The organism is Ramlibacter paludis, assembly GCF_022012305.1.
Classification (GTDB): Bacteria; Pseudomonadota; Gammaproteobacteria; order Burkholderiales; family Burkholderiaceae_C; genus Ramlibacter; species Ramlibacter paludis.
The window spans coordinates 577,749-592,200 of record NZ_JAKLTM010000002.1 but is presented as its reverse complement, the minus strand read 5'-3'; the positions used below and the strand labels follow the sequence as shown (position 1 = coordinate 592,200).

The window sequence follows — 14,452 nt, the reverse complement described above, 5'->3', positions numbered from 1 at the left end:
AGGGCAGCGCTGCCCTGCCGCCAAGTCACCGACGCGGCACGCATGGCCTGGCTAGGCAGTTCCGACAGGAGAGCGGGAGAAGCTGTTGATTGCAAGGAGAGGTCTGGGGTGGACCCGAAATCCACTAAGGCGCGCAACGCACGGGCCGTCAGTTTTGACATGACTGCTCCTAACTTTGATTGCAGAAGCATGCCGGACATCGGCTCCCGGGCCAACTGGAGGTGCCGATTCCACGCTCCTCCACCAAAGGGACTACTACGCCCGTATTCAGTTTTGGTGGCCAATGCCAGGGCATCCCGAAAAGTCCTCTTTCGGAAACACTCTGTTGCATGTATCGTGCACTGCTATACAAGCGCCCTCACACATGACAGCCGAAAAGACAGTCTCAATCAGCTTTCGAGTCACGCCACGCTTCAAAGAACTGCTGGAGCAGGCCGCCGCCAAAGAGCACCGTTCGCAGATAAACATGCTTGAGGTGTTGTTGTACGAGCACTGCCGGAATCAGGGCATTGAACAGGCGGTACGCAGGCAGCGGAAAGCAGTAGGGGAAAGCAAGTGACACAAGCGCTACTTGGATACCTCGCACAGGTCCATCCTGTCTTGGGGCACCTGTCCGGAATTCCGTTGGCCGTTTTCCTGGTCGTCGCCCTGCTCACTGGCTTGTTTATTGCCGGCTATCTGTTGCAGGGACTTCGCGTCGGCTGGCAGCTTACTTCCGCCCTTCGAGGCATCCGCTCTCTCAAGAGGCGTGGGGACCAAGTGGCCCCCGAGGACGTAGGAACAGTTCTGAGGAGCGAGCCCCTTAAGCACCTCTGGGAGGAGTACGACGACACTCTTCACGAGGTGAAGAGGGCCGGCCGTGGCGACAACATTCTGGTTGAGGTGCGGGCGACGGTGCCCGCCGAAATGTTCTTCACTCGCGAGGTGCTCGTCGACAGTCGTCTGTTCGATGACTTCACCCGTCACCTACCTGGCGTTCTCACCGGCCTCGGAATCATCGGGACCTTTGCCGGCCTCCTGGAGGGGTTGGCGAAGTTCGATGCGACAAGCACCGCCAGCGCAGTCGCCGGCTTGAAGCCGCTTTTGGACGGCGTCGCACACGCTTTCAGCGCGTCAGCGATTGCAATCGCCTGCGCGATGTTCATCACCTTTGCAAGCCGCCTGGTCCTCGCACTTTTTTACCGGCGAGTGGAGGAGTTGAATCACGTTATTGACTCGCTCTACGAGACTGGCGCAGGTGAGGAATATCTCTCGCGCCTCGTTCACTCGAGCGAAAAGTCGGAGGCGCACGCTGCGCAGCTAAAGCAAGCTCTTGTTGAAGACCTCACTCAGTTGATGACCAACTTGGTGGAGCGTCAGATTTCCGCTCAGTCAGACGCTAGCCGGGCTCTTGGTGCGCATCTCGGCGACACCATTACAGCCAACTTGGCGGCGCCGCTGCGCGCCATGACTGAGGTAATGCAACGAACAGGCGACTCTAACAGCCAAGCGGTGAGCGGGATGCTGGAGAACCTATTGACCGGGTTCATGGCAAAGCTAGAAGACACCTTCGGCGGTCAGATGCGCGGCATCCACGAGCAAATCGACCGCTCCGCGTCAGCGATGACCACCGTTCAGCACGCTCTTCAAAAGCTTGTTGAGGACATCAACAAATCCAACGAGCAGGCCACGAACCGTCTCAGCGGAACGCTTGAAGACGCGATGAAGCAGTCTGCCGAGAACCAGAGGGTTCTAACGGAGCAAATGCGAGAGTTCGTCGCGGAATTTCGAAAGCTCGCTGCCGACGAGCAGCAAAAGAGTCAGAAGGCCATGGACGAAGCAGTCGGCGCAGTCCTGAATCAACTCGCTCAGGCTGTCCAACAGATGGAGGAAGTCCGGAAGAACGCCGCCTCGCAAGAGCAGAGTCGAAGTGAGGTGCTGGCAGACCACACTCAGGAATTGGTGCAGGGGCTAGCCGGCAAAGTTGAAACGCTCATGACTAGCGTGGGCGAAGTTGTCGAGCACACCAGGAAGCAAGCCGCGGAGACACAGCAGTCTCTTTCCAAAGAGATGCAGCAGACTGTCTCCGATATGCGCAGAGCGGCGAGCGAGGAGCAGTCCAAGCACCAAGCTGCCATGGATGCTGCGGTCTCGGAGGTCCTGGGCCAGTTGGGCGCGTCGCTCGAACACCTTGAGGAACTGCGGAAAGCGACCGCCGCTGACGAGAAGGGGCGGAACGAACGGCTATCCGCTCGAACCGAGGAAGTGGTCACCGGCCTGTCGCAACAGGTTGAGCGGCTGTTGAAATCGGTGAGCGAGCAAGTGGTGAACACACAGCGTCACATCGACGCGATTGGAGCAGTTTCTACCCGAGCCATTGAAGGCATGAACGTGGGAGCGCTCAACATGACATCGGCGGCGCAGCGCTTTGACACTGCCGGCGGCAAAGTAGTAGAAGTCTTTGACAGGTCCGAGAAGTTGTCGGAGCAGCTGACAGGCGCTTCGACCGCCCTTCATAGTGCGTCGACGGCTGTCCGGCAAGGCTTCGAGCAGTACGAGAGTGCGCGCCGGACTGTCGATGCAAACGTTGCCGTCTTGTCCTCTCTCGTCGAATCGGTCCGAAAGGAAGCGGGCCTGTCGAAGGAGCTCGTGGCAGACCTGGAGCGCATCGTGCAGCAACTGAAGGTCGCGGAAACACACAACCTCCAGTACCTGGAGGGCGTTAGTAGCACCTTGCGGCAAGCGTTCGAGGAGTTTGGGACGCAGCTTGTTGGCCAAATTCAGAAGGCAATCGGGGAGACGGACAAACACCTCGGAGGTGGAGTCGCGCAGCTCAATGGCGTGGTGCAGCAGATTGGCGTTGCAATGTCGCGTCTAAAGAAGGCGGCATAGTCATGTTCACGCCGCTGGTTCTGAAGAGGCCGCCTAAGCCCGAGGGCGAAAGTCCTTTCTGGATTTCGTTCTCCGACCTGATGTCCGCCTTGATGGTCCTGTTCCTTGTCGTCATGGCAGTCACGCTGATTTCCGTCACGAAGGACGTGACTACGACGGAACAGCGCAAGATTCAGCGTGAAAAGGACATCAAGGAGCTCATGTCCACCATACGCGAGGTCTCGCGCGAGTTTCCTGAAATCAAGGTCAACGAATCTACCTACCGGATTGACCTCGGGGAAATTGTTCGGTTCGACCGGGGCCGGTCCGACATCCAGCCCGCCGGAGCGGCCTTCCTGCGCAGGTACGTACCAGTCTTGCTGAAGGCGCAGAACTCCGACTTGGGCAGGCAGTGGATACGTCGGGTTGTCGTCGAGGGGTTCACGGACCAAGACGGAACCTACCTGTACAACCTGGGACTGAGTCTTGACCGCAGTAGGAAGGTGGTGTGCGTCCTGTTTTCGCCGGCGGTGGCCGGGGAGGCACCGCTGACGGACGCAGAGAAGAAGAAGGTGCGCGACCTGTTCTTAGTTGGTGGATACAGCTTCAACTCAATGAAGGCATCTAAGGAGGAAAGTCGGCGGGTGGAGCTGCGCGTCGACTTTTGGCAGCTCGACGAGACCAAGGACAGTGCCCCCGACCTGTCGGGAACGGAGTTCGGTCAATGCTAAGGCCACCTGCGCTGGAATCACTCCGGCAGGGTCTCGCCGTGATACTCGGTTCGTTCGACATCGGAGCGGTTCGATTTGGCAGGCCCGAGTATGTCGAGGAGGCTGTCAATGAATCGGCGGAGCTGTTCAAGGAGTTCTCTGCAGCACGCCCTGCGAGAGAGGCTTCTTACGCCGCCGCATTGGCACTGATGCGGGGGGCGAAGCTGGACGACGAGGATAGGCATCTTGTCGCCGGGGCGCTGAACGTTCGCGTTCGGGAGCAAGGTGGGCGAAAGCCCATTGGTCACGCTCGCTTCATCGAACTGCTTGAGGAGTACAGCGTCGACGCTGCTAAAGGAGAGCTGTGGTCCCTCACTTGGTTTGGTCTTCTCTGCTCGCACTTTGAGTTCGACCCGGCCGCTGCAACCGCCGAGGAACTGCGGGGTTGGTCTGCGCTGCGCGGGCTTTTGCAGGACACATGGCCTCAGATAAGTGACGAGGCCGGCCGCGAAGTGTTTCCGGATTGGGTAAAGGTGCTTCGTGAATTTCCGGAGCTGTTGACCGAGCGCGCGGGAGACAAGCTGGGCGCTGACTACCTGCAGGGCGACGAGACCGTCGTTAGGAGAATCGCGTCAGACTTGGCCGTCCCGGAAACGAGCTGGTTCTGGCACGCTGTCGTACTGGGGGCGGTGGGTAGCAGCACGAAGCTGTCCGATACCCGGTTCAAAGAATCTCTGTCGCGCCTCTTGGCTCTCGTAAAGAGTAGGCCCGTCTACAGGGATGAAGCACTCATCGAGATTCTCTCTCGCTACCAACGCTGCGCACAACCGACGCTTCACTCCGAGCTGCGAGACTATGTTGTCAGCAAGGACGTCTGGCGGAACCCGAAGCTTCGAGCCGCAGGTCTGGCGACGACTTGGAACAGGGTGTCAGACTCTGTCTGGAGGATGGTGCTGAAGTGGGTGAACGACGCTAACCTTCGAGATTTCTTCGAAGTCTTGGCCGCTCGCGGCAACGCCGATGAAGGGCGGCTCGCGTTCTGGAGCCAGTATCTGGACCAGATTGAGTGGACACGTCTTGTGTTCAGCGCTCATACACGCCAGCTCGCCGCATCCAACGCCGGCATTAAGAACCTCATTGCCCGTGAGGAAGGGTCGTTTGCCACTCTAAGCACGAATGCCGATGTAGACGCATTCATGATGCAGCTTGGCAACTACGTGGTGGTGGAATTCAGCCGTGTACCGAACGCCGCTTACGTGTACAAAGCTGATGAGCTTCCCTTCGAGCCGAACGCGCGCACGTACAGCGGAACCACTTCCGACCTAAAGCGGGGGTACCACGAGGAATGCGCGGCGCGCATCCTCCACAGAGCACCGTGGGAGGACGACGCGGCGTATCAGCTCCGCCGGCTTGGCATTCACCCAGATGAAAAGAAGAGAGAGGCTCGGCGTGTGCCAAAGACGCCCGTACATGAAGTCACTAAGACTGCTGAGGCGGGGCGCTCTGCGCCCCCTGCCATTCAAACGACTGAGGCGGGTTCTAAGGCTGGGAACTCCCTGGGAACCATCGGGGCTCCGAGGGGGGCCAAGTTCACGATGGACGCGTTGCGGACCATCGTGGGGCAATACCCCGGCGCCCAAATCACAGACCGGCGGAGCGAGGGCGGTCGTCTTTGGATTCAAGACCCGCAACTCCGCTTCAAGCTGGACGCTCACTTGAAGGGACTTGGATTTAAGTGGGCTAACACCAGGGACGCTTGGTACTACCCGGAAAATTGATGGGCCTCTTTTCAGCATTCAAAGGCAAGAAGCCGAACGACCGACCGGCAACGTGGCAGCCATCGCCAGCCGGTTGGGTTCTCAGGTTCCCCGCACCGCTCGCCGAAGCCTCCGCTGACGCTCTTTTGCAGTCCACGGAGGGGCGTGCTCCGGCGGAGGTTGTCTCCGCGGCATACCTGCGCCAACTGGTCGATGAAGGCATTTGCGACCTGAGTCTCCAGGAAGCCGTAGTGCCTTGGCGCAACGTGTATCGCCTCCTGGAAAGCCAGGAGCATGCGTCGGCTGCTTCGATGCTCGAGTTACCGGAGGTGAGCGAATTTTCCCCCATTCTGGACAGCGACGGTTCTCTGGCCGACCGGACGTTTCAGCTCCGTGTGGATGGTTGGTACGACGGGCGGCGAGAAGTGCCTTGCCAAAGGAGAGTCGGGGCCGTCGTAAGCACCGCCGGCGCTGACGTTCTTCTTCCGCGTGCGTCCTGGCAAACAGCTGACGCGATAGACGCCTTCTCGGCGCGAAGCGAGCAGGAGCGAAGTCAGCATGCAAATGAACTCGCCTGGGGCGCAATCCGTCGACTAGCCGAGGAGGCGCAGGCTCTGTACCGGTCGCCGTACTTAGAGACGACCATTGTCCTCACCCCTGATACGTTGCGGCTGCCGCTCCGCCGTGAGGAGTCCCCGTTCGGCCGCGTCACGACCGTCGAACCCACGTTTTCTAACGCTCCCTCGGGATGGCTGAAAGCGTTCGACGGCTTCAACTCCGTACAGGCGCACTACGACTTGGCTCCCAAGAGTGGTGGGCATGTCCGCGTGGTCATATCAGAGCCGGTACGGAGGGTTCTGGAAGTCATCAAGCGTGAAATGCCAGCCCGCCGTGTCGCTGGAAGCAAGGCTGAGAGGTTCCTTCATAACCCTTGGGCGTTCTTGGGAGAAGATGCGCGAGATGTCATTCGAGAGGAGGAATTTGCCGCCGATAAAGCGGCAGCTGGCGCTCTTGCGACCATGTTTTATTTGATGCCGAGCATCGACGCTGGGCGCGTAATTGGGGTGCACCTCTCAGTGAACGAGCAGTTTCACGGAGGCACCGGCAAGACCCACAAGGTCGCTTTCGATGGGCCGCCGGCGCTTGAGGTTTTTCTCTCGGCGCTCAACCTGGCGCTTCGAGAGGAGAGAGCGGTTTTTCCTTGGGGCGAGTTCGACTTGAGCATCGACGGTGAGTCCGTCGTCCAGTTGGAGAAGGGCCGGCAAATCGCGCAAATTTGGCGCACGCAACCTGCCGCCGGTATCCGGTACGAAGACATCTACGAGCTCGACGGCTACTCAGGGCGTATCGAGGGAATTGGGGTGGCGAAGGCCATCTACGTGCCAGTTTTCCAGAAGCCGGCCCCAGAAGAAGGCAAGCCTGGCTGGCTCCCAACTGACCTGACCCCTATGGTGAGGGTCACCCTGGCAGGTCACGAGGGTAATCTGCTGATTCCTCTCACGAAGGATTGGGTAGAGAAGTTCGACCAGCAGGTTCGGGAGGCTGAGTCGAAGGGCGAGCGAGAAGTGCGAAACGAATCTTTGCCAACGGCGATTGCCACAGGAGAGGCGAGAAAACTAGCGGACGCTTTCCGGGTCATGCTGGGAGTTCCTGACCGGGTAAAGCCTGACGGCACTGGGGATACACCGACCCCGAAACCGAAGCGCGAGACGCTGCTCGTCAAAATGAATTTCTTCGGAGTCGACTACGCCGAGGAGCGGCGCCTGAATCTTGCGTTGCCGCCTGACGCGAAGGCAGCACTTCCGCGTAGCCTCCGACCTTCAGTACACCTGAAAAAGCACCAGCTGCAGGGTGTAGCCTGGTTTCAGCACCTAGTGTCGCGCGCGCCTATGGACTGCCGGGGAGCCCTGCTGGCCGATGACATGGGGCTGGGGAAAACGCTCCAGCTGCTCTGCGTCCTGGGCTCGTATTACGAGCAGAACCCGCATGCAGCACCGTCGCTGATTCTTTGCCCGAAGAGTCTTGTAGAAAACTGGGCGGCGGAAACGCAGAAGTTCTTCAGCGACTCCTTCCCCAAGCAGCTGGTACTCTTCGGAGCGAATCTTCAGACCCGCAAGCAACCGCTTTCGCTCATCGACTCGCAATTGCGCGCCCGAGGGGTGGTAGACCTGCTCCGCCCGGGTTGGCTAGGGGACGCAAAGCTTGTCTTCACTACGTACGAAGTCCTGACGAACTTTGAGTTCTCGCTCGCCAGGCAGGGCTTCGCCTTCGTGATTTGTGACGAGGCCCAGCGCATAAAGACCCCGGGCACTCAAGTGACCATCGCCGCCAAGGCGCTGAAGGCGGATTTCAGAGTTGCGTGTACCGGGACGCCCGTTGAGAACACGTTAACCGACCTTTGGTGCCTGTTCGACTTTGTCCAGCCAGGGCTACTGGGAGGGCTTGAGGAGTTCGGACGGTCCTTTCGCCGACCTATTGAGTGCGAATCTGATGAGCAGAAGGCAGCACTTAGCCGTCTGCAGGACGCGATTCGGCCTCAAACACTCCGGCGCACCAAGGAAGACATCGCGGACGAATTGCCTAAGAAAAGGTTTGCGTACTCGGAGGCGCCGCAGAAACCAATTCAGTTCAAAGAGGCTCTTGAGGAAGCCGAGCGTCTGCATGTCCCCATGTCTGGTCACCAGAACTTGCTGTACTTGGGCGGACTGAAGAAGCTTCAGGATGCGGCAAAGGAGAGTGACGGCCGCAAACGAGCACGGCTGTCGTTCGGCGCCCTACATTTGATGAAGGCTGTGTGCGCGGAGCCGTACTGCCTCCCGGGATTGCGCTTCCTGCCGGATAAGGACGGCCACGGAGTGCACTTTGCGAATTCGCCGAAGCTTGCTTGGCTGATAGAGAGTCTGAAGACGGTTCGTGAGGCTGGACAGAAGGCCATCGTCTTCACAGAGCTGCGGGAGGTGCAATCTGCGCTGTACTACTTCCTTCGAGAAAGCTTCGGCATCAAGCCGTTCATCATCAATGGAGACTCACAGAACCGACATTCGTACATCAAGCGGTTCTCAGAAGCGGACGGGTTCGATGTCATCATTCTTTCGACCCTCGCGGCCGGCGCCGGCCTGAACGTGACGGCCGCGAATCATGTGTTCCACTTCACGCGCGCTTGGAATCCAGCAAAGGAGAACCAGGCAACTGACCGCGCTTATCGCATCGGTCAAGAGCGAGATGTTTTTGTCTACTGCCCTGTGACGACCACGGAGCAGTACGCTACCTTCGACGTGCGCTTGGACGAGCTGCTGAAAAAAAAGGCGACCCTTGCGAACGCCACAATCGGGACTTCCGACTTAGCGTCAATGCTGAATGGCAACGGAGTCGAGGTCAAGTTCTCGGACTTGGTCGGGCAGGCTGCCCCGGGTGCCGCCGGTGCGAAACGCTTTCTGAGCATCGACGATGCAGACCGCATGGACGGGTTTGCCTTTGAGGTGCTCTGCCGCGTCTTGTGGGAACGGCAAGGCTTTACTTCACACCTCACGGAAAAGAAGGGGGGCGACGGCGGCATTGACGTCCTGGCATTCGGCGGCGCTTGCGGCGAGCTCCTCCAGTGCAAGCGAACAGCATCGGACGCGCTCGGTTGGGACGCGATTAAGGAAGTCGTGGCCGGTGCAGCTCGGTACCGCGCCCAGTTCCCCGGAACCACATTCCAATGCGTGGCGGTAACGAACAGGGCCTTCAACAGCGGTGCGCGCGCTCATGCTGACGCGAACAACGTAAGACTTGTTGAACGCGCGCAGTTGGAGGACCTCCTCGGGCGTCATGCTGTGAGCAACGAGGACATGGACACCGAGTTGAACGACTATGTCCCGCTCCTTGCCGCCGCATAACGTGGCGCTCGACTGCGCCCCTTGTCCTGCAATACCCGTCCGGGGGGCTATTGGCGTCGTCTGAGCTCTTAGTTGACCACGCACAGGTCCGACCTGACCGTCGCCAGCACTGGTATGCCCGGCTGCGCGAATGGCGCGCGCTTTCTATCGACGTCGAGACAGCTCCCCACGAAGGCAATCGAATCTTCAAGCTTGGCGCAGTGCGTAGTGACGACGGACGCTCCCTGACCCTCGCAACGAGCGCGCTGCAAGCATCGGACGTGGCTCGCAGAGTTGATGACCTCGCGGCGGGCGCCCAGGTTCTCGTGGGTCACAACCTGAGGCGCCACGACCTCGTCGAGCTCAACCGACAGTATCCAACCCTGCGTTGCACGCAGCTCCCGGTGCTCGACACCTTAGAGCTGTCCACACTCGCGTTCCCGAACAACCCGTATCACCGGCTCGTTAAAGGCTACAAGCTCGTATCGGACACGCGTAACGAGCCGGAGCGGGACGCACGCATTACGCTGGACTTGCTGGTTGACGAGCTCGCGGCTCTGGACGAGATGTGGCGAAGCGACGCCGACTGGCTCGTTCTCCTTCACTTCCTTTTACGCCGCGACGGTCCACTCGACGAGCTTTTCGGGAACGTTCGCGAGGCCGGTGCTCCGGGAGTTCGAGAGGCGATAGGTATCGCTCTTGCCAAGTTCGAGGGCAAGTGCTGCCAAACAGGCTTGCGCGCGGCAACCCGGTGGTTCACGGAGCAATCCGAAGAAGCCGCCGAGCACCTGAAGGCATTGGCGTATGCCTTGGGTTGGATTCGGGTCTCGGGCGGAAACTCCGTTCTGCCCCTATGGGTGACCGAGACGATGCCGGCCGTGCGCCTGCAGGTCGAGCGTCTGCGAGAGCAAGACTGCTCCGACCCAGCCTGCGCCTACTGCCGCGCGCAGCACAACCCAGAAGCCCTGCTGAAGTCGTATTTCGACAAGCCCAGCTTCAGAGACAAGCCATCGGCCGCGGACGGCACGTCGCTGCAACGAGCCATCGTGCAAGCCGGACTCAAGCGCCAGAGTTTGTTGGCTGTGCTCCCGACGGGTGGCGGCAAGTCCATCTGCTACCAGCTTCCAGCTTTGGTTCACTACTGGCGCTCCGGAAAGCTGACGGTCATCGTGTCCCCTCTTCAGTCGCTCATGAAGGACCAGGTGGACAACTTGGTGGCAGCCGGGGTGCAGTGCGCGGTCACCATCAACGGCCTTCTCACACCCCTGGAGCGCAGAGCAGCCCTGGACAAGATTCGCTTGGGCGACGCGGGAATCGTGCTTGTCTCGCCCGAGCAATTTCGAAGCCGAACGTTCTGCGACGCCATTCGCTACCGACAGATAGCCACCTGGGTTTTCGACGAGGCGCACTGCCTGTCCAAGTGGGGCCATGATTTCCGAACGGACTACCTCTATGTGGCGCGGTACATCGGAGAGCATTTCGCGGCTCAACGCGCTCCGATTGCGTGCTTCACGGCCACCGCCAAGCTGGATGTTGTCGACGACCTGTGCTCGCACTTTCAAGACAGCCTGGGAATTTCTCTTGAGAAGTTTCTAGGTGGCCATGAGCGCACCAACCTGACCTTTTCTGTGGTGCTCGCGCCCAAGGCGGAGAAGGCTCAGCGCATCGTCGAACTCATTCAAGAAGACCTCAAGGCCGACGGAGCGGCCATCGTGTTTTGCGCCACGAGGAAGAACGCAGCCTTCTTCGCCGAAATCCTGACCAAACAAGGCTTGCCCTGCGGCTGCTTTCACGGAGGTCTCGCGCCTGACAAAAAGAAGGAGGTCCAGCAAGATTTCCTTAGTGGCGAACTGCAGGTCATCGCCGCCACCAACGCCTTCGGGATGGGCGTGGACAAGGCGAACATCCGGCTTGTCATACATGCGGACATCCCAGGCTCCTTGGAGAACTACCTCCAAGAGGCGGGACGAGCAGGCCGCGACGGGGCCCCAGCGCATTGCGTCCTCCTCTTCGATGAGGATGACGTAGAGACGCAGTTCAGGCTCTCAGCCAGCTCGCAACTGCGGCAAAAGGACTTCAATGGTCTGCTGCGGGCCGTGAGAAAGCGCTCCGAGCGGATGAAGAGCACAGAAGTCGTTGTGTCCGCCAAGGAACTGCTCGCCGAAAGCCAAGGTACCACCATCGAAGTGGATGCGCCTGACGCGACGACCAAGGTGACCACCGCCATTGCGTGGCTCGAACGCAGCGGGTTTCTTAAGCGAAATGAGAACCGCACACGCGTCTTTCCGACTAGCCTGAAGGTGGCGACTCTCGATGAAGCCCTCGCGAAAATTCTCAAAGCGAACCTCAAGGGGGATGCACCGACCAAGTATTCGGCCGTTGCCCAGGCGCTTTTTCGCAGTGACACGCCCGACGGGCTGAGCACAGACGAGCTCATGCTTGAGTCGGGCATCGCACCCGAAGATTGCTTTCGAATCCTCTACGAGCTCGAAAAGCTCGGCATATTAGTCAATGACCTGGGCCTAACGGTGCGCGTGGTTCGCAACGGCAAAGGCGCTTCGCAGCAGACGCTGCAGGACGTCGACGGATTAGAAGTGCAGCTGCTTGACCTCATGTGCGAGAGTGCGCCCGATGCCGACGCTGGCCAAGACCCTCAAATTCTTGGCGTTCGCCCTATCTGCACCGAGCTGCGCAATCGCCTTCCGCACCGCAGCAAACAAATTACATCGGAGAGCCTGCGCGCATGCATCCGCTCGCTCTCCGAGAGCTTCGGCTCTGGAACGGAAAAGAGAAGCATGCTCGACTCCAGGCCATTGGGCCTGGACAGCATGTCAGTCACGGTGCATCGACCGTGGCGGCAGATACGCGAAATCTGCGCTCGCCGCCGCGCCGTCTCCCAGGTTGTGCTTAGCCATCTGATGCAGCAGATTCCTGAAGAGAGTCGAGAGTCGTCGCATCGCATCGAGTGCAAGGCAAGGGACCTGCTCGAAGCCATCGAGCAAGACCTGGAGCTGAAGGGCCAGTTGCGCGAGCCGGCGACGGCGCTGGAGCACGCGCTTCTCTATATGCATGAGAACAAGGTGCTCGAACTGGACAAAGGCCGGTCGGTCTTCCGTTCTGCGATGACCATCAGCGTCGAGAAAACCTCCGCGAAGTCGCGCTTTCTCAAAGACGACTACGCGCCGCTGCAGGACTTCTATCAGGAGCGCACGAACCAGACTCACTTCATGCACGAGTACGCCAAGCTCGGTATGAAGCAGCATAGCGACGCGAGCGAATTCGTCGCCGCGTATTTCTCGATGCCTCGGTCTCAATTCGCGCGCAAGTACTTCAGGGGTAGGTCCGAGCTGCTGCGACTGTCTACCACGGATGAGTCCTACAAGCGCATCGTTACGGACTTGCACCATCCAGTGCAGCAGGGACTCGTTGAGGCTCCCGAGCAAGGCAATCACCTCGTCCTGGCAGGGCCCGGCTCAGGAAAAACAAAGGTCATTGTCCACCGCATTGCGTACCTCATTCGCGTCAGGCGGGTGGCACCCGAGCGCATCATCGCTTTGGCCTTTAACCGGGGCGCTGCCCTGTCGCTCAGACGAAGACTCGTGGCTCTCATCGGTCAGGATGCACGAGGAGTCATGGTGCTCACGTACCACGCCATGGCCCTACGCCTGACCGGCACCAGCTTGGCCGCGGCAGAACAAGTCGACCGGGCCATCGACTTCAAGCAGATTCTCAAGGATGCCGTTGACCTGCTTGAGGGGAACTCAGACGCCTTTTTAGATGCCGACGATGCGCGGGACAGATTGCTGCAGCAATACGAGTACATCTTCGTCGACGAATATCAAGACATTGACCAGATGGAGTACGCGCTGGTCAGTGCGCTTGCAGGTCGAGGCCGCCAACGCGACGACGACTCGAAGCTCAGCATCATGGCTGTTGGGGATGATGACCAAAACATCTATGCCTTCAAAGGCGCAAGCATTGAGTTCATTCGCCGCTTCCAAAACGACTATCCAGGCGAAATTACGTACCTCGTTGAGAACTTCCGCTCCACGCAGAACATCATTTCTGCCGCCAATCATTTGATTCAGCGGGCAGTCGACCGGATGAAGGTGAACCACCCGATTCGTATCAATGCAGCTCGCCAGTCGGACGCCCTGGGGGGTCATTGGCAACAGCTTGACCCCGAATCGCACGGAAAGGTTCGGCTACTGACGGCACCGGGCAACCCGAATTTACAGGCGCAGCTGGTCTTCGCAGAACTCTCCAGAGCCAAGGCCCTGGAGCCGGATGTCTCCTGGGGACAGTTTGCAGTTCTATCTCGCACCCACGACTCTTTGCAGCCGCTTCGCGCTCTCCTTGAGGCTGCCGGAATTCAGTACGAACTCGCGCGGCGGGACAGCGTACGAGGGCAGCTGTCTCTAATGCGTTCGCGCGAGGGCTGGGCAGCCAAGTGCTGGCTCGATGCAAGACCAGGCGGACTGGTCCGACTGGCGGACCTGCACCAATGGGTTAGGGACGCCCGGAGCGGCGAGCCACTGAATCCATATTGGGCTGATTTGGTGTCTGTTGCCGAGGAGCTGGGAGGCGAACTCGACGAATTGGAACTCCCGGCAGCCGCAATTTTGGATGCCCTCTACGAGGCCTCGCAAGAGTCATCGCAGCATGGCGATGGAGATGCGGTCAAGCTTCTGACCTCGCACAGCGCCAAGGGTCTAGAGTTCTCCCACGTGGTTGTAATGGACTGCGGCGACTGGCGGCCTTCTGACGAGGACCGTCGGCTACTGTATGTGGCGATGACCCGCGCTAAGCACTCGTTGACGGTCTTCCGAGTTGACGACGGACGGAACACCCTGCTTTCCGACCTCAGCACAGTGGATGGAGTCAACAGCCTGCTCCCCGCGGCCCAACCAACATACCGGCCAGACATCGAACTCAAATACCTCGTCTACGGACCCAGGGACATCGACATCGGGTATGCGGGCCGGCTTCACTCGCAGCATCCGGTGCATCAGGCGCTCAGTTCGCTGGTCGTCGGCGCCGAGTTGATTATGCGGGACCGGGTGCTTCTAACGAGAAGCGGGGTCGCAGTTGGAAAGCTTGCCAAGGCAACACAGAGCGTGCCCCGGCCTGGAGCTACCGGAGTGGTAAGGGGAATTATGGTTCGGACCCGAGCCCAGACAGCCCATGACTTCCAACCTAGTGTTGTGACTGACAGCTGGGAGGTTCCGCTGATTGAGTTCGTAGAGCCCGGTGGGACGTGAGAGCCAGATTACGCTGC

The 14,452-nt window shown here is 59.6% G+C and carries 6 protein-coding genes; all 6 read left to right on the top strand.

What is annotated here, in order from left to right; translation table 11 throughout:
- Positions 1 to 364: 364 nt before the first annotated feature.
- The 6 genes from LZ009_RS09495 to LZ009_RS09470 all read left to right on the top strand — a co-directional run bounded on the left by LZ009_RS09495 (position 365) and on the right by LZ009_RS09470 (position 14,435).
- Positions 365 to 559 (top strand): hypothetical protein, encoded by a 195-nt coding sequence (locus tag LZ009_RS09495; RefSeq protein WP_275697665.1) that lies wholly within the window; start codon positions 365 to 367, stop codon positions 557 to 559.
- Positions 560 to 624: 65 nt separating this feature from the next.
- The gene (gene zorA / locus LZ009_RS09490; RefSeq protein WP_275697664.1) at positions 625 to 2,871 is read left to right on the top strand and encodes an anti-phage ZorAB system protein ZorA; all 2,247 of its coding nucleotides are present in this window, start codon (positions 625 to 627) and stop codon (positions 2,869 to 2,871) included.
- A gap of 2 nt (positions 2,872 to 2,873) precedes the next feature.
- Positions 2,874 to 3,581 (top strand): OmpA/MotB family protein, encoded by a 708-nt coding sequence (locus LZ009_RS09485; protein WP_275697663.1) that lies wholly within the window; start codon positions 2,874 to 2,876, stop codon positions 3,579 to 3,581.
- Positions 3,582 to 3,619: 38 nt separating this feature from the next.
- Positions 3,620 to 5,338 carry an EH signature domain-containing protein gene (locus tag LZ009_RS09480; RefSeq protein WP_275697662.1) on the top strand — a complete coding sequence of 573 codons (1,719 nt, stop codon included), beginning with the start codon at positions 3,620 to 3,622 and terminating at the stop codon, positions 5,336 to 5,338.
- A 230-nt stretch (positions 5,339 to 5,568) separates the two neighbouring features.
- Positions 5,569 to 9,195, top strand: a complete 3,627-nt coding sequence (locus LZ009_RS24285) for an SNF2-related protein (protein WP_275697661.1) — start codon at positions 5,569 to 5,571, stop codon at positions 9,193 to 9,195.
- Positions 9,196 to 9,245: 50 nt separating this feature from the next.
- Positions 9,246 to 14,435 carry a RecQ family ATP-dependent DNA helicase gene (locus LZ009_RS09470; RefSeq protein ID WP_275697660.1) on the top strand — a complete coding sequence of 1,730 codons (5,190 nt, stop codon included), beginning with the start codon at positions 9,246 to 9,248 and terminating at the stop codon, positions 14,433 to 14,435.
- Positions 14,436 to 14,452 lie beyond the last annotated feature (17 nt).